Below are 25,000 nucleotides of genomic sequence, written 5' to 3'. Positions count from 1 at the left end.
GCCGAGCTGCGTACCGGTGAAGGCAAGATCTATCTCTTTGTCGCCATCGACCGCACCAGCAAGTTTGCCTTTGTCCAGTTGGCCAGGAAGGCCGGGAAGATGGCGGCCGCCCAGTTCCTGAGGGACCTGGTGGAGGCCGTGCCCTATCAGATCCACACAGTGCTCACTGACAATGGTGTCCAATTCAGCCTGCGTGCCCAGGACATCCATGACAGCGGCCATATCTTCGGACGGGTTTGCACCGAGAACGGCATCGAGCACCGCCTGACCAAAATCGGTCATCCCTGGACGAACGGACAGGTGGAACGCATGAACCGCACCATTAAGGACGCCACCGTCAAGCGCTTCCACTATGACAGTCATAGTCAGCTTGCTGCCCATCTCTACGACTTCGTGAAAGCCTACAACTTTGCACGAAGGCTGAAGACACTGGGTGGTCTCACGCCCTATGAATTCATCTGCAAAGCCTGGACGTCACAGCCTCAACGATTCAAACTAAACCCGATCCACCACATGCCGGGACTGAACAGGTAGCCGCGCCTTGCCCGCCTCACGCGGTCACGCCTGATCCTGGTTTGTGCGCGCGCATCTTCCCCAGAAGCGTCTGCAACCACCCCCACTCGCGCCGCAAAGCGGCAATCCTCCGGGCCGGGCCGACGTCAAAGTATCAGGGAAGCGAAAGCTCCGAGCGCGATAAAGGAGACGGCCAGGAAGAGAACGCCCAGCGCCGCCAGTTCGCCCGGACTGTTGACCTGGGCCGCGTTGGCACCTGTGTCCGGTCCGGACTCCAGGTTGAGAGTCGGGTCGATTGCTGGCGGGTCCTGGGGCTGGACCTGTGGTGTGTTGTCCATGACTCGTTCTCCATCCATGCCTTACGATCGGCCTCGCACGGATGCTGCGCCGCGTTGAAACGGTGTTCGGCCGCCAACCCTGGCGGCAGAGCGAAATCTAAGGGAAAATTCGTTAAGACATCGTGTCTTGAGAAGAGGAATAAAGTGCCGAAATGCGGGTTTCGCAACGTGGAAAATCAGGCCCCAATCCGCCCTGGATGGATTTTCTGATTCTGTGGCCGGATTGCCACAGATTTCGCCTACCCGAGAGAGTGAAAGATCTGTCGTTCTTCCCGAATCGTCAGCGCAAAAGCCTGTAGCCGGGTCGCTTCCCATCGGCAGAAGAACGCTGCCTGTTGTGAACGGTTCGATGCACTTTCAACACTTACAATGAAGCGCTCTCAGCGCGCGATTCTCGGCACCGATCTATCTGGCAAAGTCGACGTTGTTGAGAAGGATCAGCTCGGCATGCGTTGAAATTGCGGAAGACCATCGGCAATCGTCAGCCACGGCTGCTTTTCGCTGATCCAGGTATGCGCCTCCGGCTTGAACTCCTCGGGCCTGTCGAGCGATCCCGCGGTTATGCCGATCCAGTCAGACGACACGCGATGCGTGAAGACGGATGTTCCACATTCGGGACAGAAGCCGCGCAGCAGATCGGCGGAGGAGTGCCGGGTTTTGTATGGCCCTTCCAGATAAACCTGGTTGGACGGGTACAGGATTCGCGCGTTGAAGGCCGCACCAACGGCTTTCTGGCACTGCCGACAATGACAGATCCTCGCGTTCAATGGTGTGCCCGCCGCACGGTAGCGCAGACCGCCACACAGGCACCCTCCGGTAATCTCACTCGGCATTTGCGTCTCCTCCGGGTTGGCCGTTCCGGCAACCGAAAGGCTAGCGGATTAGTGCAGAGCAACAGCAGTCACTCCCACACCAGACTCAATATAAATTTACTAAACTATATTTACATATTGATCAATATATGTAAATCCTCCTTCGAGGAAGAAACTTACTGAAGCTATTGAGGAGGGCTCGGCCATGAATAGCAAAGCCTTTGTGGAACTGGCGCTGAATTCCCTGTCGTGTTCTCAAAAAAAGCTTGCCGCGCGCTTAGGAGTCTCGCCTACGCAAATCAGCAAATGGAAAAATGGCGACTACATGTCACATGAGATGGAAAGGAGATTCCGAGAGATTCTCAATATTGATGATATGGATCCTTCATTCATCCTCATGGCGGGTTCTTTCGAGGACGCCAAGAAGTGGAAAAAGCTCATCCAACAGTTGGCTAAATGGGCCCTAGACAGTGCTGAGACAGGGTATGAGACAGAGCCGCTGAGTGACGACAATGAGCTTCTGTGTTGGCAGACTTTCAGTGTACTGCGCGATATGGGCATCAAACTGCCTTCAAAGTTCCCAGAGGAACTGAATATCAATTGCGACGCCGATCCCGATGAGGCTGACGAGGTTTTCTCGTCTCTGATAGAGGGGAACCCTCACGCGTCGTTGATCGACAAAATTTTCCACTCTCTCAACGACGTTTACGGCTTCTATGCTGCATACGTGAGCCCGCTTGTGTGGGATGAACAGCTGGATCTCATGGACACGGATGCCCAGAACATCGAGCCAAGTCTTCTGTGGCTTGCTGCCTCCAAGGTTGATGTCGACATGAAGTTTGCGCCGAAGATCGGCGAGTTCAGGTATCGAGTAACTAAGGACTTTGATGAGTGGCTCGCCATAGTAAAGGACAAAGCCTTCCGCTCAGGTGTTCCACTCCGAGCAGAGTTGGCATCACTTGCACATCGTCCACCTGGAGAACTTGGTCATCAGGCTGAGGCAGAGAGTCTTGGTATAAACGACTCCAGATTACACCCAGACATTTACATGAATGAGCTTCTTGTGGGAATGCGGGCTATCCATCAAGTGTTGCCAGCAATTATGAAGAAGCTCGAGATTCACGAGGAGTTTGAACTGGATACATCAGAGTTCTACAGCCAGTGATACCAATCAGTCAAAAGATAGCATGGTGAGCGGGTTTCCAGAGTGTCGCTCGTAGTTTCCACTGACGTCTATCATGTGTAGGCTCGGGGCTTGAAGCTATTGGTCAAGATCGTGCTCGAGAGCTATGATGCCTCTACTGAGAGAGGTGCATCAGATGGCGTTGCAAGGTCAGGCTATTAAAGAGATGCTTCAGTCAGCAAGTTGAGGATGTTCTCTCTGTCAGCTTTCCGCGATCATGCGCCGGGCGGCTGCCGAGAGGAACGCCGAGCGGGACATCTTCAGACGACCGGCCTGTTCATCGATCGCACTGACGGTCAGACTGTCCAGCGAGATGTTGATGCGCATCGATTTCCCTCCCAGGGGTAACCATGCGATCGACGTGATCAACTCTGCATCCTGAAAGTCCTCTGACAATTCAGGATCGTCGCGCAGGGCCTCGAAACTGCGTGGTTCGGGGAGTGTGCCACCGGCTTCCAGCAAGGCAGCCATATGGGCGGCCAGAACTTCCGGGGCCACGTTCAGGAGCTCGTCAAGGCTGTCGGCCCCCGCTCCAAAGCCTGGAACATCCGGAGCATGGCAATACCATTCTCCGTTGGCACTGCGCTCAACGAAAGCAGGATAGCGTTTCATTCCAAAGGCCCTCCTTGGTCGATTGTCATGACGTGCGCTTCGGCCATCTCAACGAGGCGGCCAAGCCCAACCTGCTTGCCTGTAGATGCTGCGGAGCAGGCCCTTTCCCAGGTCCTTGCGCGGATGCGGAACGGTCACGATTGTCGAGCTTCCCGGTTTCACGAAGGTATGGTGGCTGCCGGTGATCCGGTCCAGTTGCCAGCCTTCTTTCTCCAACCTCCGGATGATCGTCCTGCTATCCACATCGCTCCGCCTTGTGTATAAATATACACATCAATGTTTATTCTGGAAAGATGTATTTGTGTATAGTCATACACAAGGCGTTTCCCATATCAAAGAATGCGAAGCTGGAGAACAATGGACTGAACCGGCTTTCGGATTTCGGCGACGCGATGCTGCAATCTCCCCCATCTCAGGTAGGCAATCCTGTGTGGGTGCTCTCACGAGCCGTCGTCGCTGTAGTCGCGGCCCGGGCGGGTCTTGTAGACGGGGAAGTAGAGTCCGAAGCTGAGCGCCGCGCCGCGCAGGGACAGCGCGGTGATGAAGGCCAGCGCGATGTCGAGCCAACCGGGCAAGCCCAGCAGGTCGAGAACCACGAAGACCGTGGCGCCGGTGGCGGCCGCGGTGGCATAGATCTCGCGCCGCAGGATCAGCGGGATTTCGTTGCAGAGCACGTCCCGGGTCAGGCCGCCGAAGGTGGCGGTGACGGTGCCCAGGATGACGGCCGAGACCGGCGGGGCTCCGGCTGCCAACGCGATGGCCGCGCCGGTGATGCAGAACATCGCGATCCCCAGGGCGTCGGCCCAGAGAAGCGTGCGGAAACGCGATTCCACCAGGTGGGCGGTGAAATAGACGAGGACGGCGATGACCACACAGGTCAGCGGATAGGCCGGATCATTGATCCAGAAGACCGGCTGGATGCCCAGCAGGAGGTCGCGCAGCGTGCCGCCGCCGATGCCGGTGACCGTGGCCACCAGCGCGAAGCCGAAGATGTCCATCTGCTTGCGCGAGGCGGTCAGGGCGCCCGAGGCGGCAAAGACCGCCACACCCAGAAGGTCCAGCCAGTAGAGCGCTTCCTGCATGGTCCTGTCCTCCCGGGCGCTCTTGCTGCGCCGTCTGCCGGTTCAGGCGGTCAGCCCTTATCCTCTGTATCAGGCCTTTTCCTGGGCCAGCGCGTCGCGGATCAGCTGGCGGCTGTTCTCCAGACCATAAAGCGCGAAGAACGAGCCCAGACGCGGCCCCTGCTGCTGGCCCAGCAGGATCTCGTAACAGGCCTTGAACCAGGCGCGCAGCGGCTCGAAGGCATGTTCCTTGCCCACGGCATAGACCTCGTTCTGGATGGTCTCGCCTTCGGCGTCGGCGGGTAGCTGCTCCAGGCGTTGCAGCAGATCCTCCAGCGCCTTGCGTTCCTCGGCGTCCGGAGCGCGGTACTTCTTTGTCGGCTGTACGAAGTCGCGGTAATAGGCGATGGCATAGCGCACCAGCCGGTCGAGCAGAGGGTCGTTCTCGGGCGTGGCCTTCGGCGCATAGCGCGAGATGAAGCCCCAGATCACCGTCGGATCGTCGCTGTTGCAGGTGCCCACAAGGTTCAGCAACAGGCTGAAGCTCAAATGCGCGCGCTCGCGCGGCGGCTGGCCGTTGTGGATGTGCCAGACGGGATTCTCCAGCTGGCGCTCGGGCTCTTCCGTCTCGAACTTGGACAGGTGCGAGAGATATTCGTCCACCGCCTTGGGAATGATGTCGAAATAGAGCCGCTTGGCCGTGCGCGGCTTCTGGAACATGTAGAGCGCAAGGCTCTCCTGCGGGGCATAGGTCAGCCACTCGTCGATGGTCAGTCCGTTGCCCTTGGACTTGGAGATCTTCTGCGCGTTCTCGTCCAGGAACAGCTCGTAGCTGAAACCCTCGGGCGGGCGATGCCCCAGGATCTTGCAGATGCGGCTGGCCAGCTTCACGGACTCAATCAGATCCTTGCCCGACATCTCGTAGTCGACGCCGAGTGCATACCAGCGCATGCCCCAGTCGGGCTTCCACTGCAGCTTGCAAAGACCGCCGGTCACCGGCTGCTCGACTTTCCGGCCGTCCGTGTCCTCGAAGACGATGGTCCCCGCTTCGGCGTCATGCTCCAGGATGGGCACCTGCAGGACTTCGCCGGTGCTGGGCGAGATGGGCAGGAAGGGGCTGTAGGTCTTTTGCCGCTCCTCGCCCAGGGTGGGTAGCATGACCTTCATGATCTCATCGTAGTGGCGCAGCACGTTCAGCAGCGCCGTATCGAAGCCGCCGGAGGTGTACCAGTCGGTGGAGGACTGGAACTCGTACTCGAAATCGAAGGAATCCAGGAAACGCCGCAGGCGCGCGTTGTTGTGATGGCCGAAGCTTTCGTATTCCTCGAAGGGATCGGGAATGCGGGTCAGCGGCTTGCCCAGGTGTTCGCGCAGCATGTCGGCGTTGGGGACGTTGTCCGGCACCTTGCGCAGGCCGTCCATGTCGTCGGAGAAGCAGAACAGCTTGGTGGGAATGTCGCTCATGCGCTGGAACGCGCGGCGCACCATGGTGGTGCGCGCCACCTCGCCGAAGGTGCCGATGTGCGGCAGGCCCGAGGGGCCATAGCCTGTCTCGAAGAGGACATAGCCCTTCTCCGGCGGCTTGCCGTCCAGGCGGTCCAGAATCTTCCGTGCTTCCTCGAAGGGCCAGGCCTTGCCCGCAAGAGCCAGATCGCGTTCTCTCGCCATCGCTTGTCCGCCGTTGTGCTGAATAAACCGTCAATGGGCGGGGAAACTAGGCGCGGCCTTGCAATCCGTCAACGTGCGCGCGTGCAGGGCTCCTCTGTGCCAAGCAGGGAGCTTTGGGCTATGCGTCCAAATTCATAGGTGTAGAAATAAAAAAGACCACCCTGACGGAGACTCCGGGTTTCGCCAGGGTGGTAGGACAGGGGGATAGGATATTTTTGCTGGCAGGGCTGTCGCCAGTGCCGCAGCCCTGCCCGTGCAAGCCTTATACCTGAGCGCGGATCTTGTCCTCGCAGTTGTCCTGTATATCGTCGGCGAGCGAGGCTGCCGCATCGTCGGCAAGGACGGGCATGTTCCGTTCGATCAATGCGTCGCGCTGGTCATTGGAAAAGCCCTCAAGGTCTGCAATGTCGTTGTTGTCTGCCTTCCAGCTTTCGATGCTATTGGTGGCGCAGACCGTTGCATAGGCATTGGTGCGGGCGCTGTAGACCTCCTCGGCCATGGTGCCGGAAGTGACAACCCATCCCGCACTGAACTCTATGACGACTGCCGCAAGCACTCCGATAGCCCCTCCAACAAGATAGGGTTTCGCCTGTCCCCAAATTTCCCCTGTATTCATCTTCTATCTCCTTCTTCAAAAAGCTGAGTTTTTTAGTTTCTTGCCGAAAGCAAGGACGGTGGGCAGGAAAAACGGGAAATAAGCCAATTCTGTGTCATCCGGGTGATGATTCTATCACAATACAGCAATTAAAAGACGTTTTATTACAATTACTCAATTATAAAGAGATGACACGAGCACGCATTACTGAACCGGCCAACCTTGTCCCGTTCGTATCGTCTCTGGTGTCATGCAGGGGCGTCGTTATACTCCAGCGCCATGACAGCCAGCGATCCCGAGTCCGGCCTTTTTCCCGAAGGCAGCCCGCGCATCGATCTGCCCGACCAGCCGCCGCCGGTGATGCTGGCAGGGGTCACGCGCGTGCTCTGGCTGACCTCGGACGGCGAGGTGGACTGGCTGTCGCCCCAGGAGGCGGCGCGCCGCGTCAAGGACGAAGCGCCCCTGGTCTGTCACGCCCGGGCCGCAGGACGCCGCCTGCGCCTGGACGCCGGATTCCGCGCCTATGACGTGTTGGAGCTCTACGCCTTCACGCGGCCGGCCAGCTTCTGTGCGCCGACGCCGCGTGGCATGGCCCAGGCCCTGGGCCTGCCGCAGCCCGAGAGCTTGGAGGAGCAGGCGGTAACCCTGCATCGCTGTACCGACCTGCTGCTGCGTGAGCTGGAGGCCCTGTCGCGCGAGGACGCCGCGGCGGCGGGCATCGCCTATACCATGGCACGGGCCGGCTGGCTTTGGGGTCCCTGGGTGATGCAGGCCCTGGGCCTGCATGACGGCAGCGGCACGCCGCCGCGCCTGGGCCAGGGGTACCGTATCTGGGAGAAGCTGGGCGAATGGAGCGAGCATGCGCCGGAGCCACAGCCTTCCAGCGCGCCGGTGGAGGCCGGAGAGGCGCGCGCACGCCTGGCCGAGTTGCTGGGGGACGAGTCCGAGGAGCGCCCGCAGCAGGCGGACTACGCCTCGGCCGTTTCCACGGCCTTCCAGCCGCGTGCCGACGAAGGCGCCCCCAACCTGGTGCTGGCCGAGGCCGGCACCGGCGTGGGCAAGACACTGGGGTATATCGCGCCGGCCAGCCTCTGGTCCGAGAAGAACGAGGCCCCGGTCTGGCTGTCCACCTTCACCCGCAATCTGCAGCACCAGCTGGACGGCGAACTGGACCGGCTTTACCCCCAGGCGGCCGAGAAGCGCCAGCGGGTGGTGGTCCGCAAGGGGCGGGAAAACTATCTCTGCCTGCTGAACTACGCCGAGCGTGTCCCCTCGGTCGGTGGGGCGCAGGCCTCGGACCAGGCCATCGCACTGGGTCTGGTGGCACGCTGGGCGGCGCGTACGCGCAGCGGCGACATGGTGGGCGGCGATTTTCCCGGCTGGCTGGTCGACCTGCTGGGCAGGGCGCGCACGTTGGGATTGGCCGACCGGCGCGGCGAATGCATCCATTCGGCCTGCGAGTTCTATCGCAAGTGCTACATCGAGAAGTCGATCCGCCGGGCACGCCGGGCCAACCTGGTGGTGGCGAATCATGCGCTGGTGCTGATCCAGGCCGCCATGGGCGGCGCCGAGGACGGGCACCTGCCGCTGCGCTATGTCTTCGACGAAGGACACCATCTGTTCGATGCCGCCGATGCCGCCTTCTCGGCGCACCTGAGCGGCCAGGAGGGGCTGGAGCTGCGGCGCTGGCTTCTGGGAGCCGAGAGCCGGCGCGGCGGTTCGGCCAGTCGCCTGCGCGGCCTGAAGCGGCGCCTGGAGGAACTGGTGGCCCAGGACGAGCAGATGTCGGACGCCGTGCATGCCATCGTGCGCGCGGCGGTGGTCCTGCCGGGTGAGGGCTGGCATGCGCGCCTGAACGATAGCCAGCCGCAAGGGCCCTGCGAGGCCTTCCTGCTGCAGGTGCGCCGCCAGGTCTATGCCCGGGCGCCGCGGGCGGCTGAGGGCTACAGCCTTGAGGCCGAGGTCAAGCCCGCCAACGAGGAACTGCTGAGCGGTGCCGCCGAACTGGACCGGGCGCTGGAAAAGCTGCTGGGCCCGCTGGAAGAGTTGAAGCGCCTGCTGGCCCGGCGCCTGGATGCCGAGGCGGCCCAGCTGGACAGCGACACGCGCCGGCGCATCGAGGCCGCGCAGCGGTCCCTGGAACGCCGTGCCATCGTCCAGGTGACGGCCTGGCGCTCCATGCTGTCCGCCCTTGCCGAGGAGACGCCGGAGCAGTATGTGGACTGGCTGGCCGTGGATCGCATCGAAGGCCGGGACATCGACGTCGGCCTGCACCGCCACTGGGTGGACCCCACCATCCCCCTGGCACAGACGGTTTTCGAGCCGGCGCACGGTGCGCTGGTCACCTCGGCCACCTTGACCGACCGACCCGGAGAGGGCGAAGGCGACTGGCAGGCGGCCGAGGCGCGGACCGGAGCGGCGCATCTGCTGTCGGCGCCGACGCGGGCGCGGGTGCCTTCACCCTTCGACTATGCCAGCCAGACACGCGTTTTCATCATTACCGACTTGGCGCGGGAGAATCCCGACCAGATCGCCGCGGCCGTGCGCGAACTGTTCCTGGCCTCGGGTGGCGGCGCGCTGGGGCTGTTCACCGCCATCAACCGGCTGAAGGCCGTGCATGGGCGTATCGTGCGGCCGTTGGAGGAGGCCGGACTGGAACTGCTGGCCCAGCACCTGGACGGTGTGGATGTCTCGACCCTGATCGAGATGTTCCGGGCCGAGCCGGACTCCTGCCTGCTGGGCACCGATGCCGTGCGCGACGGGGTGGACGTGCCGGGCCGCGCCCTGCGCCTTATCGCCTTCGACCGGGTGCCCTGGCCGCGCCCGGACCTGCGTCACAAGGCGCGGCGCGAACACTTCGGCAAGCGCCAGTACGACGAGATGCTGACCCGCCTGCGCCTGCGCCAGGCCTTCGGACGGCTGGTGCGCCGGGCGGACGACCGGGGAGTCTTCGTGCTGCTGGACTCGCGCATGCCCTCGCGCCTCTATGGGGCTTTCCCCGAGGGGGTGGAGCCAAGGCGCGTGGGCCTGGCCGAGGCTCTGGCGGAAACCCGGGACTTCCTGGCCCCCGGCAACAAGCTGGTGCGCTGACTACTCTACGCCCAGAAGGACAAAAAGGGCCGACAGGGAGAGGACCGAGAGCACGGTCGAGACCAGGATGACCGAGGTGGCGCGCTGGACATAGACCCCGTACTGCTGGGCCAGAACGAACATAAGGGCACCGGTCGGCAGGGCCGCCTGTATGATTGCGGCCTTGGCGTCCACGCCCTGCATGCCCAGGACGGAATAGGCCAGCCAGGCCGTGATCAGGGGCATGACCAGCAGCTTGAGCGATGAGATCCAGACCACCTCGACCATGCCTTCGGTCAGCGACTTTCCTACCATGAACAGGCCGATGGCGAAGAGTGCGGCGGGTGCGGCAGCGTTGCCCGCGAGTTCCATGAAGGTGGCGATCGGCAGGGGCAGGGGCAGGCCGCTTGCGGAATAGAGGATACCCGCCAACGCCGAGAGGATCAGCGGGTTCTTCGCCAGTCCGGCGCTTGCGTTGCGGGCGATGACCAGGGGGGCGCTGTCCTTGTGGCGATCCAGTTCCAGCAGGATGACCCCAATGCTGATGACCACCACTGCCGTGATCACCGTGGTGATGACGGCGGCCAGCACACCCTCCTGCCCGAAGGCGATCTGCAGCAGCGGCACGCCCATGTAGCCGGTGTTGGAGAAGATGGCCGTCAGGCCGTGCATCGATATCTCGCCAAAACGGCCCCGGAAGAAGACCAATGCCACGACAATGGCGAGCAGGAAGGTAATGAGCGTGCCGCCGCCGAAAGCCAGGATGAGCGGCCAATTGAAGATCTTGTTCAGCGGCACCTCGGCCATGGAGCCGAAGAAGAGTGCCGGCAGCGCCACATAGTAGACGAAACCGTTCAGAGCGCGCCCGCTGTCCTCGCCCAGCAGGCCGGCACGGCCCACCAGATAGCCGGCCAGCATGAGTCCGAAAACGGGGAAGACGACGTTGAGGATGGCGTTCATGACGGCGCGCACTTTCCCGTTTCGGACCCGATTTGTCGAGGCCCGAGGCTGCAGGGCTGTTCTTGCCGTATCGCAGGGCTTCGGCTTGGTCGATCTCTACGGGCCGCCCGCCTCACTCCGCGTGGATGTGCAGCACGGGGGCCGCCAGGGGCCTGTAGCGCGGTGCCCGATTGGCCCGTGCCTCCAGGTACTTGCAACCGATATCGCAGAGCAGGCGTTCGTCCAGAGCAGCCAACTGGGCTTGGGCCAGGCGGTGACGGCGGGCCCGCTCACGCGCCTGGGCGAATGTGGCCAGATGCTGCCAGAACGAGGTTCTGCCATTTGCGTGCTTGGATGAATGGAGCAGGGTATTGTTCAGGAGTAGACCGGTCGTCTCTATGGTGGTCATTGTCATCCCCTTTCGGCTGCGTTCGTGGTCTCTCCGTCCCGAAGATCGGAGCTGTCAGGTGGTCGGTGCCAGCAGGCGCGTGAGCGTAATGTGCGCGAAGCGCTCGAGTGGGAGGCTCGTGCCTTCGCTTTTCGCGCGCAGCAAGGCGCCCTCATAGGCATCGATCAGGAAGGCGGCCGTTTCCTCCGGTTCCAGATCGTCTGCAATCTCCCTTGCGCCCTGGGCTTCACGCAGGACTGCGGCCAGGTCGCCCTGCCAGGCCCTGAAGCTCTTCTGCAGCTTCTCGCGGAAGACGGGACTCCGCGTGGCGCTGGCGAGCGCCAGGTTGCCGAAGAGGCAGCCGCCGAACTCTTCCCGGCTGAGCAGTTCGCTCATGTAGGTGAAGTAGCGGCGCAGGCGCTCCAAGGCCGGGTGGCTGCGGTCTTCGAGGATCTCGCGTCGCGCCCGGCCATAGCGCGCAGCATAGGCATCCAGCACGGCGCCGGCGAAGGCTTCCTTGCTGTCGAAGAAGTGATAGAACGAGCCCTTGGGCACACCGGCCGCCTTCAGCACCGGCCCGATGCCCGTGCCGTCGTAACCGCCGGACAGCAACGCCTTGAGGCCCTCGTCGATAAGCAGATCGCGTGTGTTCGTTTGGGTCATGAGTTTATTAGTAGACCGGTCGTCTATTTTGAGTCAAGGCATGCTTTCTACACGGGCTTGGTTTAATCCGTGTCTACGGAAACGCCTGTGCCGGGATCTTTCGAGGCCCCCTTCGGGGACTACTTCAAGATGAGGATAATTCTTTAAATTCATATAGTTAATTACCTCATACTAAGGTGGGCTGCGCAAGCGGCCCCTCGAAGCATCCCGGCGCAGGCGTCAGATACAAGCTCACGATGATTCGCTGCACCCTCTACTTGTAGGTCGACAGCAGCAGGCTGGTCTCGGTGTGGGCGATGCCTTCGACCAGGCGCAGGCGGTTGAGGGCCTTGTCGAAGGCCTCCAGGTCGCTGCTGTGCAGTTCGGCGACGATGTCCCAGCGGCCGTTGGTGGTGTGCAGGGTGGCAATCTCGGGGAAGCCGCGCAGGGTCTTCAGGACCTTCTCGGCGGCCTTGCCCTGGACCTCTATCATGGTGATGGCGCGCACCGGGGCCGGTTCTGCTTCGGGCTTGAGGCGCACGGTGAAGCCCAGCAGCAGGCCGGCGCGCTTCAGGCGCTCGATGCGGTTCTGCACGGTGCTGCGCGAGACGCCCAACTCGGCCGCCAGGCTGGAAGCCGGCAGGCGGGCATCGCTGCGCAGCAGGGCAATCAGGCGGCGATCGGTTTCGTCGATGGAGGTATTCATCGTCATTTTGCCAGATTCATATGTCATAACGTCAGTATAGCTGGCGAAATTGGCACTTCATGACCTTTATGCCAACTTCTTTCGGCCTCACACTCACGAGGAATTCGCTTTGTCCCGGAGGCAATGAATGACATCTGTCCCAACCTTCCTGATGACCGATCCGGCCCATTACGAGGTCAGCTATTCCATCAATCCCTGGATGGAGCCATCGCACTGGTCAGCCGCGCCGGAAGAACGGCATCGCCAGGCGGTGAGCTGCTGGAGGGCATTGCGCCAGGCCCTGGAGCAGGCCGGCGCCCGGGTCGAGGTGGTGCCGGGGCAACCCGGCCTGCCGGACATGCTGTTTCCCGCGAACGCTGCCGTGGTCCTGGACGGCTGCGCGCTGATGGCGCGTTTCCTCTATCCGGAACGCCAGGGGGAGGAACCCTACTTCCACGCTTTCTTCCAGCAGCTCCGCGAGCAGGGGCATCTGCGACAGGTGGACCTCTTGCCGGAGGGTCTCATCCACGAGGGCGCCGGGGACTGCATCTGGGATCCGCTGCGCCGTCACTTCTGGGTCGGATGGGGGCAACGCTCCGCCTATGAGGCGACCGCCGTTATAGAAAAGCACTTCGGCTTTCCCGTGGTGCCATTGCAGCTGGTCTCGCCGCGCTACTATCACCTGGACGTCTGCTTCTATCCCCTGCCGGGCGGGGAAGTGGTCTACTATCCGGGCGCACTTTCGGAGGCTTCGCGTGCCGAGATCCGCCGCCGGGTGTCGGACGACCTGCGGATCGAAGCCGGAGAGGCGGAGGCCGAGTTGCTCTGCCTGAATGCCGTCAACCTGGGCCACGACATCTTCATGGCGAAAGGCACGCCGCGCCTGAAGGACCAGCTCGAGGCCCGCGGCTATCGCTGCATCGAACTGGACCTCGCGCCCTTCATCCTGTCGGGCGGCGGTGCCTATTGCATGACCCTGCACCTGGACCGCAGCAGCGCGGCGCAGGACGGCGCTGCAAACTGGCAGCAACAAGACCTTCAAGAAATCGGATAACCGGCAAGGAGACGCGCCATGGCCATCGCCAGCGAAGAGGACCGCAACTTCCGTACCCCCAGCGATTACATCGAGGTGGAATCCGCCCTGGGGGCCCATAACTACAAGCCGCTGGACGTGGTCCTGGCGCGCGGCGAGGGTGTCTGGGTCTGGGATACCGAGGGCAAGCGCTACCTGGATTGCCTGTCGGCCTATTCCGCGGTCAACCAGGGGCATTGCCATCCGCGCATCCGCGAAGCCCTGGTCGAGCAGTCGGCCAGGCTGACCCTGACCTCACGCGCTTTCCGCAATGACCAGTTGGCCCTGTTCTACGAGGAGGTCTGCGAGCTGACCGGTTCGCACAAGGTCCTGCCCATGAACAGCGGGGCCGAGGCCGTGGAATCCGCGGTCAAGGCCGTGCGTAAGTGGGGCTATGAAGTCCGCGGCGTGCCGAAGGACAAGGCCGAGATCATCGTCTGCCGCAACAATTTCCACGGCCGCACCCTGGGGATCGTCGGCTTCAGCACGGACCCTGACGCGCGCCGCGGTTTCGGACCCTTTGCGCCCGGCTTCAAGGTCGTACCCTTTGGTGACGCCGAGGCGCTGGAGGCGGCCTTTACCCCCAACACCGTAGCCGTGTTGGCTGAGCCCATCCAGGGCGAGGCCGGTGTCGTCATCCCGCCTGCAGGCTATCTGAAGCGGATGCGTCAGCTCTGTACGGAGCGTGGCGCCACCCTGATCCTGGACGAGATCCAGACCGGACTGGGACGCACCGGCACTTTGCTGGCCGAAGAACACGAGGACATCGAGGCGGATGTGACCCTGATCGGCAAGGCGCTGTCCGGCGGTTTCTATCCGGTCTCGGCCGTGCTTTCGAACTCCGAGGTGCTGGGCGTCCTGCAACCCGGCGAGCACGGCAGCACCTTCGGCGGCAACCCACTGGCCTGTGCCGTGGCGCGTGCGGCCCTGCGCGTGCTGGTGGATGAGGGCATGATTGAGACTGCCGCTGAACTGGGCCCCTATTTCGAGTCCAGCCTGCGCCAGGCCCTGGGTGACCGGGTGGCCCAGGTGCGCGGGCGCGGCCTGATGATTGCGGTGCAGCTCCACGCCGACGCCGGTGGAGCGCGGCGCTATTGCGAGGCGCTGAAGGAGCGCGGACTGTTGTGCAAGGAAACCCACGTGGACACCATCCGCCTGGCACCGCCGCTGGTCATCACCCGCGAAGAGATCGACTGGGCCGTGGAGCAGATTGCCGCCGTTCTTTAACGAAAGCTGTTCTTTAACGGAAGCTGCGGGGGCGGACGACGGGCGTTTCGGGTACCGCGCGGGCCTTTTGACGGGCCACCTGGTTTTCGCGATAGAGCAGGTAGATGCCGCTGGCGATGACGATACCGGCGCCCAGCCAAACGTGCGCACCGGGGAACTCGCGCCACAGCAGCCAGCCGAGGATCAGGCCCCAGAGCAGGGCGGAGTACTCGAAGGGGGCGACCAGTGAGGCCTGGGCGTTGCGATAGGCGACCGTGATGAAATAGATGGCCGAACCGCCCAGCACGCCCATTTCCACCAGCAGGAGCCAATCGAACAGGCTGGGCATGCGCCAGTCGAAAGGCAGGAAGATGCCCGAGACGAGCACGGCCACAGCGGTGCCATAGACCATGATGGCGGCGTTGCTGTCGGTACGGCTGAGCTTGCGGCCCATCACCATGATGAAGGCATAGCTGAGCGCGGCCGTCGCGGGCAGCAGCGAGGCCCACTTGAAGACCTCGGTGCCCGGGCGAATGATGATGAGAGCGCCCAGCAGGCCGATCAGGACGGCGGTCCAGCGGCGCGGGCCGACCTTCTCGCCCAGGATGGGAACCGAAAGTGCGGCCACGAACAGCGGCGCCAGGAAGGCGATGGAAACAGCTTCGGCCAACTGCATGAAGCGCAGGCCGTAGAAAAAACTGTAGATGGCCACCAGGATGAAGACGCCGCGCAGCAGGTGCAGCTTCAGGCGTTTCGTGCGCAGGGCCGGCAGGCCGCCGCCGAACCAGACGATGAAGGCCACGGGGATCAGCGAGAAGAAATTCCGGAAGAAGACGATCTGGCTGATGGCGTAGCCCTCGCCCAGCCACTTTGCCGTGGCGTCCATGACGGTCAGGCAGGCCATGCCGGTCAGCATGGCGGAGATGCCGATCAGAAGCCGGTTTTCCCCCTGGTCCGAACTGTCGCTGCTGTCCTGGCTCACAGAAAACCCTCCGTTATCCGTTTCACCGCACCAGCATAGCCACCGCCGAACAGGGTCGTGTGGACCAGCAGGGGGTAGAGGTTGTAGAGGTCCCGGCGTTCCTCGAAGAAGCCGGGTTCAAGGGGCTGCCGCTCTTGATAGTGCCGGAAGAATCCATCGCCGAGGCTGCCGAAAAGCGTGGAAAAGGCAAGATCCATCTCGCGATCGCCATAGTAGATCGCCGGATCGATGAACCCGGAAATCCGGTCCTTGCTGGCCAGGATGTTGCCGCCCCAGAGATCGCCATGCAGCAGCGAGGGTTTCACCTGTCTGGGAATGAGGTCAGGCAGGCGTGCGGCCAATTGGTCGATCTGCCGGCGTGTGGCCGAGGGCAGGCGGCCGCGCTGCTGCGCCAGGTCGGCCATGTAGAGCAGGCGGTGCTCGCGAAAGAAGGTGACCCAATCGGCCTCGCGGCTGTTGGGCTGATGCAGTGGTCCGATGAGGGTGTCGCGCTCAAGACCGAAATCCGGCGCCGTGATCGCGTGCAGGGCCGAGATCAGCTCTGCTGCATGCTGCTCTGCCGCTGCTGTCAGGCCGCCCCCATCGGGCAGCCACGTCATGAGCAGGAGCTGGCTGTCGCAATGCAGGACTTCGGGCACGGGCAGGCTGCTGTGCTGGGCCAGGTAGCGCAGCATCCAGCCTTCGGTCTCCAGGTCGCCGCCGCGGCCACCGTCGCGCTTGGCAACCAGTTTCTCGCCGTCCTCGAATTCCAGCAGGCTGACCTCGGCGATGCAGCCGCCGCCGAGAGGGCGTTCGCGATGGGACTTGTCCAGGAAATCAATCATGGCGCGAAGTCTGAAGCCCTTCTCCTGTCCTGTCCAGCCACCTTTCCGCCTCTCGAGCGTGTGCAATCAGCCGGGCATCTCGGGCAGGCTTCTTGAGAGCATGGCCTTGAACTGCTCGACGACCCGCTCGCCCTCCGGTCGCTCCAGGGTGATGGCGTGGCGCACCGTTGCCGCGATCAGGACCATGACGAGTTCCGCGGTCCTGGTCAGTTCCGTCTCGTCGGCGGAGGGGGCGAGCCCTTTCATCCGCGCCAGCAGCAGTTGGGCCAGGCGCCGCATCTCCGCCTCGTCCGCCCTCTGCAGCTCCTTGTCGGTCTGCGTGGCGTGCCAGATGTCGCAGAGGATGGGCTCGTCGAGGAACATCCGGTAATAGCCCTCGACGATGCGGCAGAGAGCGGCGTGGAGCTTCGGGAGTGTGTCCACCGAAGCCAGCTCCTGCTCGACGCAGGCGCGTCCTTCTGCGTTGTAACGTTCGGCCAGCGTGCCGATGATTGCCGTCTTGTCGGGAAAGTACTGATAGAGCGAGCCGAAGGGAATGCCGGTGCGCTCCACGATATCGCTCATGCGAAAGGCATCGCTGCCCTTCTCGGAGATGATTTCCATGGCGGACTCAAGGATGCGCTCGAAGCGCTCGCGGCTGCGGCGCTGGCTGGGAACGCGCCGGGCCAGGCCGCCCGTCGCGGTCTCCGCCTCGTCGCGTTTGGGTGTGGTGTCGCTCATCCTGCCCTTCCTGCACGGGTTTCTTGACAAAGTAAATACGAGAGTTTATCGCATTTATAAATACGAGACATTATCGCATTTTGAACAAGGAAAGGCACAGCCGATGACCTCGAACTCACCGATCGCGATTGTCGGCGGCCGCGGCAAGACCGGCCGCCGGGTGGATGTCCTGCTCAAGGTGAAGGGATGCACGACGCGCCCCCTCTCGCGCTCGACGATTCCTGCCTTTGACTGGGATTGGCCCGAGGGCTGGGCGGAGGCCCTGGAGGGTGCCTCGGCCGCCTATGTCACCTTCCAGTCGGACCTCGCGGTGCCCGGCGCGGCCGAAGCCATTGCCGAGCTGGGCCGGCTTGCGCAGGAGAAGGGGCTCGAGCGAATCGTGCTGCTTTCGGGGCGTGGAGAGCCAGGGGCGGAACGCGCCGAAGAGGCCCTGAAGGGCTGTGGGGTCGCCTGGACCATCGTGCGGGCGAGCTGGTTCAACCAGAATTTCAGCGAGAGTTTCCTGCGCGAAAGCATCGTCGCCGGAGAGGTCGCGTTGCCGGCCGGGGAGGTGCGCGAGCCCTTCGTGGATGCCAATGAAATTGCCGAGGTGGCTGTTGCCGCCCTGACGGACGAGGGCCATGCAAACCGGCTCTACGAACTCACCGGCCCACGCGCCCTGACTTTCGCCGAAGCCGTGGAGGGGATTTCCCGGGAGCTCGGGCGTCCCATCCGCTATACGCAGCTCTCGCTCCAGGCGTTCCGGGCAGGACTGGAGGAGATGGCCGTCCCCGCCGAGATGATCGCGCTCCTGGAACAGCTTTTCACCGAAACCCTCGACGGCCGGAACAGCGGATTGACCCGCGGCGTGGAGGAGGCGCTTGGCCGCCCGCCACGCGATTTTGCCGAATACGTCCGCACGGCGGCGGCCGACGGCGCCTGGAGCATGCCGCGATGAATTCGGGACTGCGCCTTGATCCTGCTGGCAGGTAGCCTTGTCTATCTGGTGAGCCTGTTCCTCTGCCCTGTTCCTCTTGGCTCTGTTGGGAACCCAAGGCTGTGGCCTTATCGACAGGTCATAGGGTCCTATCGCTCGGGAGGGGTTGTCTCCAGCCGTTCCAGGATGGCATCGCAGCCGGCTTCGACCAGGTCCAGGACTTCGTCGAAGCCCCCCAGGGCCCCGTAATAGGGATCCGGCACGTCCTGGCCAGCATGCGGTGCGCCCAGGAAATCGCGGAACAGATGGATTTCGGCCGTGGCTTCGGGCGGGCAGAGGCGCTGCAATTGCTTGAGGTGCCCGCGGTCCATGGCAATGATCCAGTCGAAGCGCTCGAAATCCTCCATGGCGATGCGGCGGGCGGACTGGTCGTTCAGGTCGTAGCCACGCTGGGCGGCCTTCTCGCATGCTCTGGGGTCCGGGCTCTCGCCTATATGATAGCCATGGGTGCCGGCCGAATCGACCCGCAGGTGATCGAGTCCGCCTTCCCGGAGCTTTCGTTTCAGGACACCCTCGGCCGTGGGCGACCGACAGATGTTGCCTGTGCACACGAAGAGAATGCGCATGATTGACCTTTCCTTCGGCTGGGATCATCCAGGGGGTGTGGTGGCCGCTTTGCTTCGGCTATAGTCCCTATCATCATGAAGCTGCACCCCGAAGGAAAAATCGTCATCCTGACCGGCGCGGGCGTGTCCCGGGAATCCGGACTGAACACCTTCCGCGATGCCGATGGCATCTGGGCCCAGGTGCGGATCGAGGACGTGGCGACGCCCGAAGCCTTTGCTCGCGACCCGGAAGGCGTCCAGGCCTTCTACAACGACCGGCGCGCCGGGCTGTGCGATGTCGCAATAAAGCCGAATCCGGCCCATCTTGCGCTGGCGGAACTGGAGCGCGACTGGCCTGGAGACGTGCTGCTGGTGACGCAGAACATCGACGATCTTCACGAACGGGCTGGCAGCCACAACCTGATCCACATGCATGGCGAGCTTTTCAAGGCACGTTGCGAGGCGTGCTCTGCAGTGCATGCGTGGCGGGATGACCTGCAGGTCTCCAGCCGCTGTCCTGCCTGTGGTCAAAGCGGTGGCCTGCGGCCCCATGTGGTCTGGTTCGGCGAAATGCCCTTCGAGATGGAGCGCATCGCAACTGAGCTGGAGAGCTGTGATCTGTTTCTTTCCATTGGTACGTCGGGCTCCGTCTATCCGGCCGCCGGCTTCGTGCAGGAGGTGCGCATGGCCGGACGCGGGCATACCGTGGAGCTGAACCTGGAGCCCAGCGAGGGCCGGGACCTGTTCCATGAGCATCATCACGGGCCGGCCTCGGAGGTCGTGCCGGCTTATGTACGCAGCCTGCTGAAGGGCGCGGCGCGACGATGATGCAGCCTGACCGCCTGGAGGAAGCGCTGGACCAGGCGCGGGCTTGCCGGCTCTGTGCCGATCAGCTTCCCCTGGGGCCTCGGCCCGTGATTCAGGCCAGCACGACAGCGCGATTGCTGATCGTGGGGCAGGCACCGGGGACGAAAGTTCATGAAAGCGGCCTGCCGTTCAACGATGCTTCGGGCGAGCGCCTGCGCGACTGGTTGCAGGTGGACCGCGAGACCTTCTATGACGCCGAACGCATCGCCATCATGCCCATGGGGCTGTGTTATCCCGGGCGCGATCCGCGTGGCGGCGACCGACCGCCCATGAAGATCTGTGCGCCCACATGGCATCCCGTACTGCGTCCATTGATGGCCTCGGTGGAATTGACCCTGCTGGTCGGCAGTTACGCACAGGGCTGGTATCTGGGCGAGCGGCGTGCGCGCAGCTTGACCGACACGGTCTGGAACTGGCGCAGCTACCTGCCTGACTTTCTTCCGCTGCCGCACCCCAGTTGGCGAAACACAGCCTGGCTGAGGCGCAATTCCTGGTTTGCGGAAGTGCTGTTGCCGGATCTGCGGGCTCGGGTCCGGCATCTGCTGGCACCGGCATAGAGGCCGGGCCAGATGGACAGTTGGCTCAACGATCTTCTGGTCTTTGTGCAGGCGAACGGACCGTGGATTGCTCCCATCCTGTTCGTGATGGCCTTTGGCGAATCCCTGGCCGTGGTTGGTGTTTTGCTGCCATTCACGGCCCTGATCATGGCCTGTGGTGGCCTGATCGGCGCCGGGGCCATGGATCCCTGGCCCGTGCTGCTGAGCAGCATTCCCGGCGCCATTCTGGGCGACAGTGTCTCCTATTGGCTAGGGCGCTGGCTGGGCCTGCGCCTGCTGCGGGTGCCGCTGTTCAGGCGTAACCGGCGCATGCTGGCCCGGGGCCGCCTGTTCTTCCGCCGATATGGTATAGCCTCGATCTTCCTGGGCCGTTTCATCGGACCGCTGCGGGCCAGTGTGCCGCTGATGGCCGGCACGCTTCGCATGCCACAGCTGCGTTTCCAGTTGGCCAATGTGGTGTCGGCCATTGTCTGGGTTCCCGTCCTCCTGGCGCCGGGCTATCTGGCGGCCAAAGGCGTGGTCTGGGCCCGGACCCAGCCGGAGCGCTGGGAGGTGGTGGTTGTGCTCCTGGGCCTGGCGGTTCTGGTGCTGCTGGCCTGGTATCTGCTGCGCCGCTGGCTGGGGGCGCGTTCATAGCGAGTTTGGTGGGCATCGTCGGGTGCGGCGGGCCAGGTGGGCAGGACAGGACCTTGATCTCGCGGACAGGTTCCATTGCAGGTACAGCAGGCACCGACTCATCTTGCCTGTGCCCGCGTGGAGGGCCGTCAGGATAGGAAAGGACAGGGAGCATGCTTGAGCAATGGTCGATGCTGGGGTTGCTGGCGGGTTTCGCGCTCGCCGCGCTGCTGGTCCTGTTCAGCGGCCTGCGCATCACTGCACTGGCGGACGTTCTGGCCGACAGGACGGGTTTGGGCGAAGCCATCTCGGGCGCCGTCCTGCTGGGTGCGGCCACGTCGTTCAGCGGGACGATCGTGTCGATCACGGCCGCGCTGGATGGCCACGCTTCGCTGGCGTACTCCAACAGTATCGGTGGAATTGCGGCCCAGACAGCCTTCCTGGCCATTGCGGACCTGACCTATCGCAAGGCCAACCTGGAACATGCCGCGGCCGAGATCGCCAACATCTTCCAGGCCGTGGTGCTGATCGTACTTCTGACCTTGCCTCTGCTAGCAATCAGCCTGAAGGAATTCACTCTCTTAGCGGTGCATCCCGTCTCCCTGCTGATCCCGGTTGTCTATGTGAGCGCGCTGTTTGCCACGCGTGCGCTGAAAGAGACACCCATGTGGAAGCCGGTCTCGACGCGGCAAACCCGCGAGGACACGCCCGAGCGCGAGGACCCCGCCACGCGCCGGAAAAGCAATCTGCGCCTGTTTGCCAGCTTCGCCATGCTGATGATCCTGATGGGCCTGGGCGGCTGGGTGATCTCCAAGACCGCAGCCGAGATCGCGGCCCGCCTGGCGCTTTCGGAATCGCTGGTGGGGGCGCTGGCGACGGCGGTGGTGACCTCGCTGCCCGAACTGGTCACGACCATAGCGGCGGTGCGGCGCGGGGCCTTGCAACTGGCCGTCGGCGGGATCATTGGCGGAAACATCTTCGACACGCTCTTCCTGACGGCCGCGGATGTTTCCTACCGCGAAGGCTCACTCTACCACGCAACGGGGATGGCGGACCATTTCTGGACCGTCACCGCCCTCCTGATGACGGGAGTTCTCCTGGGCGGGCTGATCCTGCGACAACGCACTGGGCCTGGGCGCATCGGTGTGGAGAGCCTAGCGCTACTTGTTATCTATGCTGGAGCGATCCTGCTTCAGGTGACGAACAGCTCAGGTTGACGGGCAGTTGCATGTCAGTGGTGAAGCTGAGGGCCCCCAGACACGGCAAGGCTTGGAAGCACCATGGTCCTGCCATGTCTGTAGGTCACGAATGCAGTCTGACTCTGGAAACCTGACCTTGGCTGAAAGGCGGGATCAGCCGCGATAGGGGTCCAGGTTGGTCTTCGCGAAGGGCTCCAGCTTGTTGCAGCGATCGGTGAAGGCGGCCAGCTTCGGGAAGCGTTTGCCGCCGTCCAGCAGGTCGGCTGCGCGTACCGTGGCAAAGTCATAGGCGCAGACGGTGGTGATGTCCGCCTGGGTCATGCGATTGCCGTGAAGCCATTCGCTGTCGCCGAGTGCTTCCTCCAGAAAGGTGAAGCCGTCGACGACCTGAGAGCCGAGGCGGTCGCCCCAGTCTTTCCAGCGCTTGTCCTCGGGGCGCAGCCCGGTTTCATAGAAATAGGCCACGGCCTTTTCCATGGTGCCCATGGCATAGGCGGTCAGGCGCAGGACATCGCGCCGGGCGTCGCTGCTGGCTGGAACCAGGGCCTTGTCCGGGCCGGCCGTCTGGTCGATCCAGTCCAGGATGGCCCAACTGTCCACCAGGCAGGTGCCGTCGTCCAGCTTCAGCGCCGGCACGCGGCCGAGTTTGTTGTACTGCTGGACCTTTTCCTTCTCCTGCGCGGCGTTCAACTCATCCATTTCATAGGACATGCCGGCATGGATCAACGAGATGGCACAGCGGCGCGTGAAGGGGGACAGGTTGCGTCCGGCCAGAATCATGATGGGTCCTCTCATCTGTTCTCTGTTGTATGGATGCGCAGCCTAGCCGAGCGAAGGGGGCTGTAAAAGTCCGCTGTGGCGCTGTTTCATGCTTTGGGCCGCAGGCGATAGAGCGCGTGCAGCACAGCCGTCAGCAGCAACAGCGCGCCGGCCTGGTGGGCCGCGCCCAGGCTGACCGGCACTACGGCGAGCAGGGTCACGACTCCCAGGGTGAATTGCCCCACTGCCGCTAGCGCGACCAGGGAGAGCGCCCACTGGCCGGCTGCGGTGAGCGGAAGGCGCAGGGCCCAGAAATAGATTCCCAGTGTGGCCAGCAGTGTCAGGCTGGCCAGCAGGCGGTGATTGAACTGAACGGCGGCGATGTTCTCGAAGGAGTTCAGGATCCAGGGGGAGAGCTGTCCATAGCCCGAGGGAACCAGGCGGCCATCCATCAGGGGAAAGCTGTTGTAGGTCAGTCCGGCGTTCAGACCGGCGACAAAGGCGCCCGAGACCAGCGTGACGGACAGCAACAGGAGCAGGCCCAGCAGGCCGCGCCGAAGCCGGTGCAGTGGGCCCTCCGCACTCTCCTCGCCAGCGTCCGGCCATGCCAGGCGAAAGATCAGCCAGAGCATGTAGCCATAGATGAAGATGGCCAGGCCCAGATGCAGGGTCAGGCGATACTGGCTGACCGAGACCCGGTCGGCGAAACCGCTGGCGACCATGTACCAGCCCATCACGCCCTGCAGCGCACCCAGCCCCAGAAGGGTCAACAGGTGGGGTTTCAGCCAGGCCGGCAAGCGGCCCCGCCACCAGAACCAGGCCAGGGGCAGGGCAAAGACCAGGCCGATGCTGCGGCCCCAGAGACGATGGATGTATTCCCACCAGAAGATGGTCTTGAATTCGGCCAGCGACATGCCGGCGTTGATCTGCTGATACTGGGGGATCGTCTTGTAGAGTGCGAAGAGGCGCTGCCACTCGGCATCGGACAAAGGCGGCAGGGTTCCGCTCAGAGGCGCCCATTCCATGATCGAGAGGCCGGACTCCGTCAGCCGCGTGATGGCACCGATCACCGCCATGGCAAAGACCATGAAGGCACAGGCCAGCAGCCAGGCGATTACCGCGCGCGGCCGGCCAGGGTCCGTGAGTGCGGCGCCTTTGTTTCGAGTGCTGCCGTATGAAAGCTGGGTGGCCATGCCTATTCCTGTGCTGCCTGCGGTTCAGCAGACAATAGGCTGTGACCAGCCGTGCGCCAAGCCAGCGGGGCGCGACGCTTTGCCGCCGCGCCCAGGTGGGCGGGTCTCAGTGAAGCGTGAGTTCGCAGTCGTGGGTCATCCAGTCGCTTGCGGATATGATTTTCTGGTTGGCGACCTTCACGGAATGAAGCTTGCCGTCCAGGTTCCGGCTCCAGAAATCCAGGAAGCGGCGGAGTTCCGGAAATTTTGGTGCCAGGTCATATTCCTGCCAGACAAAGGTCTGCAACAGGCCGGGATGATCCGGCATGTGATAGAGAATTTCCGCCGTCGTCAGGCGGTAGTCACGAAGTTGAAGAGCGACTGCGTTCATGGCTCATAAGACCTCCGTTCAACTTGGAACCGAGGAAGATTCTGAGCGACAAACTTCACTGCGCGCAACAAAAAAGTGAATTATAACAAATAATTGGCAGCCATCGAGTGTGACTGCTGCCAATTTCAGGCCTGTCGAAACCGGGCTGCTGCACCGCGCTCGATGGCGGCCGCCTCCAGGCGCGGGACTTCCAGGCGGTGGCGCAGCAGTTCAAGCAGGCGCAATTCTTCCTGGGTGGCCGTGCCGTCTGCAGCGACAACATCGCAGGCCAGGGCGTAGGCGGTTTCACAAAGGGGCTGCGGCAGGGACTGGCGAATCTTCTCGACGGCGAGCTCCAACCCCTCCTCGTCCCGCAGCATCTCGGCACAGGCCCGCGCCGTACTGGAGAGCTGGTTGAGATCGTAATCCCGGAAGGCCGGCAAAAACTTGATGATTTCGCTCATCATCTCGACTTCCTGGTCGTTCATCTCCTGGTCCGCTGCGGACGCCAGGACCATGGAATAGATGAGAGCACTGTGATGATCGAGCATGTAGCCTGCCTTCTGAGGGTCGTTGGTGAACGCAAGACTTGGCGTGCCGGCGCTTGCAGGTCAAGGTCCAGCCGTCCTGT

Annotated in this window: 29 protein-coding genes; 10 read left to right on the top strand and 19 right to left on the bottom strand. The window is 63.0% G+C overall.

Translation table 11 applies throughout. From position 1 onward, the window contains the following. On the top strand, positions 1 to 534 hold a 534-nt coding region (locus BP38_RS0110675; RefSeq protein WP_026987715.1), incomplete at its 5' end, for an integrase core domain-containing protein. A gap of 125 nt (positions 535 to 659) precedes the next feature. Here BP38_RS0110675 and BP38_RS0110670 read toward each other — a convergent pair. Both BP38_RS0110670 and BP38_RS0110665 read right to left on the bottom strand, forming a co-directional pair. After that, positions 660 to 851, bottom strand: coding sequence for a hypothetical protein (locus tag BP38_RS0110670; RefSeq protein WP_026987714.1), 192 nt, complete (start codon positions 849 to 851; stop codon positions 660 to 662). 437 nt (positions 852 to 1,288) lie between these two features. Then, on the bottom strand, positions 1,289 to 1,684 hold the full coding sequence (locus BP38_RS0110665) for a GFA family protein (protein WP_035724665.1): 396 nt from the start codon (positions 1,682 to 1,684) through the stop codon (positions 1,289 to 1,291). Between the two features lie 184 nt (positions 1,685 to 1,868). Between BP38_RS0110665 and BP38_RS0110660 the strand changes: the two genes are divergently transcribed. Further along, a complete protein-coding gene (locus BP38_RS0110660) occupies positions 1,869 to 2,828 on the top strand; it encodes a helix-turn-helix domain-containing protein (protein ID WP_026987712.1) in 960 nt (319 codons plus the stop codon). A 219-nt stretch (positions 2,829 to 3,047) separates the two neighbouring features. Here BP38_RS0110660 and BP38_RS20215 read toward each other — a convergent pair whose 3' ends face one another. From BP38_RS20215 to BP38_RS0110635, 5 genes are all read right to left on the bottom strand, one after another. Next, positions 3,048 to 3,458 (bottom strand): type II toxin-antitoxin system HicB family antitoxin, encoded by a 411-nt coding sequence (locus BP38_RS20215; RefSeq protein WP_051609232.1) that lies wholly within the window; start codon positions 3,456 to 3,458, stop codon positions 3,048 to 3,050. Between the two features lie 48 nt (positions 3,459 to 3,506). Beyond that, positions 3,507 to 3,701: a type II toxin-antitoxin system HicA family toxin gene (locus BP38_RS0110650; protein WP_026987711.1), complete on the bottom strand. Its 195-nt coding sequence runs from the start codon at positions 3,699 to 3,701 to the stop codon at positions 3,507 to 3,509. 197 nt (positions 3,702 to 3,898) lie between these two features. Beyond that, on the bottom strand, positions 3,899 to 4,540 hold the full coding sequence (locus BP38_RS0110645; RefSeq protein WP_026987710.1) for a trimeric intracellular cation channel family protein: 642 nt from the start codon (positions 4,538 to 4,540) through the stop codon (positions 3,899 to 3,901). A 69-nt stretch (positions 4,541 to 4,609) separates the two neighbouring features. Continuing rightward, positions 4,610 to 6,187, bottom strand: coding sequence for a lysine--tRNA ligase (locus BP38_RS0110640; protein WP_026987709.1), 1,578 nt, complete (start codon positions 6,185 to 6,187; stop codon positions 4,610 to 4,612). A gap of 262 nt (positions 6,188 to 6,449) precedes the next feature. Then, positions 6,450 to 6,803, bottom strand: a complete 354-nt coding sequence (locus BP38_RS0110635) for a hypothetical protein (RefSeq protein WP_026987708.1) — start codon at positions 6,801 to 6,803, stop codon at positions 6,450 to 6,452. 258 nt (positions 6,804 to 7,061) lie between these two features. Between BP38_RS0110635 and BP38_RS20210 the strand changes: the two genes are divergently transcribed. Further along, positions 7,062 to 9,872 carry an ATP-dependent DNA helicase gene (locus tag BP38_RS20210; protein WP_051609231.1) on the top strand — a complete coding sequence of 937 codons (2,811 nt, stop codon included), beginning with the start codon at positions 7,062 to 7,064 and terminating at the stop codon, positions 9,870 to 9,872. Here BP38_RS20210 and BP38_RS0110625 read toward each other — a convergent pair whose 3' ends face one another. The 4 genes from BP38_RS0110625 to BP38_RS0110610 all read right to left on the bottom strand — a co-directional run bounded on the left by BP38_RS0110625 (position 9,873) and on the right by BP38_RS0110610 (position 12,532). Next, a complete protein-coding gene (locus BP38_RS0110625; protein ID WP_026987707.1) occupies positions 9,873 to 10,811 on the bottom strand; it encodes an AEC family transporter in 939 nt (312 codons plus the stop codon). A gap of 112 nt (positions 10,812 to 10,923) precedes the next feature. Next, positions 10,924 to 11,199 (bottom strand): hypothetical protein, encoded by a 276-nt coding sequence (locus BP38_RS0110620; RefSeq protein ID WP_026987706.1) that lies wholly within the window; start codon positions 11,197 to 11,199, stop codon positions 10,924 to 10,926. Positions 11,200 to 11,253: 54 nt separating this feature from the next. Next, complete coding sequence (locus tag BP38_RS0110615) at positions 11,254 to 11,841, bottom strand: TetR/AcrR family transcriptional regulator (protein ID WP_026987705.1); 588 nt, start codon at positions 11,839 to 11,841, stop codon at positions 11,254 to 11,256. Between the two features lie 253 nt (positions 11,842 to 12,094). After that, positions 12,095 to 12,532, bottom strand: a complete 438-nt coding sequence (locus BP38_RS0110610) for an Lrp/AsnC family transcriptional regulator (RefSeq protein WP_245602386.1) — start codon at positions 12,530 to 12,532, stop codon at positions 12,095 to 12,097. 121 nt (positions 12,533 to 12,653) lie between these two features. Here BP38_RS0110610 and BP38_RS0110605 point away from each other — a divergent pair, with 121 nt between their 5' ends. Together BP38_RS0110605 and rocD are read left to right on the top strand one after the other, a co-directional pair. Next, positions 12,654 to 13,559 carry a dimethylarginine dimethylaminohydrolase family protein gene (locus BP38_RS0110605; protein WP_026987703.1) on the top strand — a complete coding sequence of 302 codons (906 nt, stop codon included), beginning with the start codon at positions 12,654 to 12,656 and terminating at the stop codon, positions 13,557 to 13,559. 18 nt (positions 13,560 to 13,577) lie between these two features. Next, entirely contained in the window at positions 13,578 to 14,804 is a 1,227-nt protein-coding gene (gene rocD / locus BP38_RS0110600; RefSeq protein ID WP_035724661.1) for an ornithine--oxo-acid transaminase, read from the top strand. A 13-nt stretch (positions 14,805 to 14,817) separates the two neighbouring features. On the opposite strand, the gene BP38_RS20205 is transcribed toward rocD, so the two are convergent. The 3 genes from BP38_RS20205 to BP38_RS0110585 form a co-directional block, all read right to left on the bottom strand. Further along, positions 14,818 to 15,765, bottom strand: coding sequence for a DMT family transporter (locus BP38_RS20205; RefSeq protein WP_051609230.1), 948 nt, complete (start codon positions 15,763 to 15,765; stop codon positions 14,818 to 14,820). Further along, positions 15,762 to 16,589, bottom strand: a complete 828-nt coding sequence (locus tag BP38_RS20200) for a fructosamine kinase family protein (protein WP_035724659.1) — start codon at positions 16,587 to 16,589, stop codon at positions 15,762 to 15,764. Before BP38_RS20200 ends, BP38_RS20205 begins: the two co-directional genes overlap by 4 nt. Positions 16,590 to 16,655: 66 nt before the next feature. Then, positions 16,656 to 17,309, bottom strand: coding sequence for a TetR/AcrR family transcriptional regulator (locus BP38_RS0110585; protein ID WP_035724656.1), 654 nt, complete (start codon positions 17,307 to 17,309; stop codon positions 16,656 to 16,658). 103 nt (positions 17,310 to 17,412) lie between these two features. Between BP38_RS0110585 and BP38_RS0110580 the strand changes: the two genes are divergently transcribed. After that, the gene (locus BP38_RS0110580) at positions 17,413 to 18,246 is read left to right on the top strand and encodes an NmrA family NAD(P)-binding protein (RefSeq protein ID WP_026987700.1); all 834 of its coding nucleotides are present in this window, start codon (positions 17,413 to 17,415) and stop codon (positions 18,244 to 18,246) included. Positions 18,247 to 18,374: 128 nt separating this feature from the next. Here BP38_RS0110580 and BP38_RS0110575 read toward each other — a convergent pair whose 3' ends face one another. Next, entirely contained in the window at positions 18,375 to 18,851 is a 477-nt protein-coding gene (locus BP38_RS0110575) for a low molecular weight protein-tyrosine-phosphatase (protein ID WP_245602384.1), read from the bottom strand. A gap of 75 nt (positions 18,852 to 18,926) precedes the next feature. On the opposite strand from BP38_RS0110575, the gene cobB reads away from it, so the two are divergent. The 4 genes from cobB to BP38_RS0110555 all read left to right on the top strand — a co-directional run bounded on the left by cobB (position 18,927) and on the right by BP38_RS0110555 (position 22,086). After that, a complete protein-coding gene (cobB, locus tag BP38_RS0110570) occupies positions 18,927 to 19,658 on the top strand; it encodes a Sir2 family NAD+-dependent deacetylase (protein ID WP_026987698.1) in 732 nt (243 codons plus the stop codon). Further along, positions 19,655 to 20,254 (top strand): uracil-DNA glycosylase family protein, encoded by a 600-nt coding sequence (locus BP38_RS0110565; RefSeq protein ID WP_322098951.1) that lies wholly within the window; start codon positions 19,655 to 19,657, stop codon positions 20,252 to 20,254. The genes cobB and BP38_RS0110565 overlap by 4 nt, the downstream gene beginning before the upstream one ends. A gap of 12 nt (positions 20,255 to 20,266) precedes the next feature. After that, on the top strand, positions 20,267 to 20,890 hold the full coding sequence (locus BP38_RS0110560) for a DedA family protein (RefSeq protein WP_026987696.1): 624 nt from the start codon (positions 20,267 to 20,269) through the stop codon (positions 20,888 to 20,890). A 152-nt stretch (positions 20,891 to 21,042) separates the two neighbouring features. Then, a complete protein-coding gene (locus BP38_RS0110555; protein WP_026987695.1) occupies positions 21,043 to 22,086 on the top strand; it encodes a sodium:calcium antiporter in 1,044 nt (347 codons plus the stop codon). A 135-nt stretch (positions 22,087 to 22,221) separates the two neighbouring features. On the opposite strand, the gene BP38_RS0110550 is transcribed toward BP38_RS0110555, so the two are convergent. The 4 genes from BP38_RS0110550 to BP38_RS0110535 form a co-directional block, all read right to left on the bottom strand. Continuing rightward, entirely contained in the window at positions 22,222 to 22,863 is a 642-nt protein-coding gene (locus tag BP38_RS0110550; RefSeq protein ID WP_051609229.1) for a glutathione S-transferase family protein, read from the bottom strand. A gap of 71 nt (positions 22,864 to 22,934) precedes the next feature. Then, positions 22,935 to 24,020, bottom strand: coding sequence for a COX15/CtaA family protein (locus tag BP38_RS20195; protein WP_051609228.1), 1,086 nt, complete (start codon positions 24,018 to 24,020; stop codon positions 22,935 to 22,937). A gap of 106 nt (positions 24,021 to 24,126) precedes the next feature. Next, positions 24,127 to 24,390, bottom strand: a complete 264-nt coding sequence (locus tag BP38_RS0110540) for an usg protein (RefSeq protein ID WP_026987693.1) — start codon at positions 24,388 to 24,390, stop codon at positions 24,127 to 24,129. A gap of 125 nt (positions 24,391 to 24,515) precedes the next feature. After that, positions 24,516 to 24,920 (bottom strand): tellurite resistance TerB family protein, encoded by a 405-nt coding sequence (locus BP38_RS0110535; protein ID WP_026987692.1) that lies wholly within the window; start codon positions 24,918 to 24,920, stop codon positions 24,516 to 24,518. Positions 24,921 to 25,000 lie beyond the last annotated feature (80 nt).

The sequence above is a fragment of the Fodinicurvata fenggangensis DSM 21160 genome (assembly GCF_000686045.1).
In the GTDB taxonomy this organism is placed as follows: domain Bacteria; phylum Pseudomonadota; class Alphaproteobacteria; order Kiloniellales; family DSM-21159; genus Fodinicurvata; species Fodinicurvata fenggangensis.
This window is presented reverse-complemented; position numbering and strand designations above follow the sequence as displayed.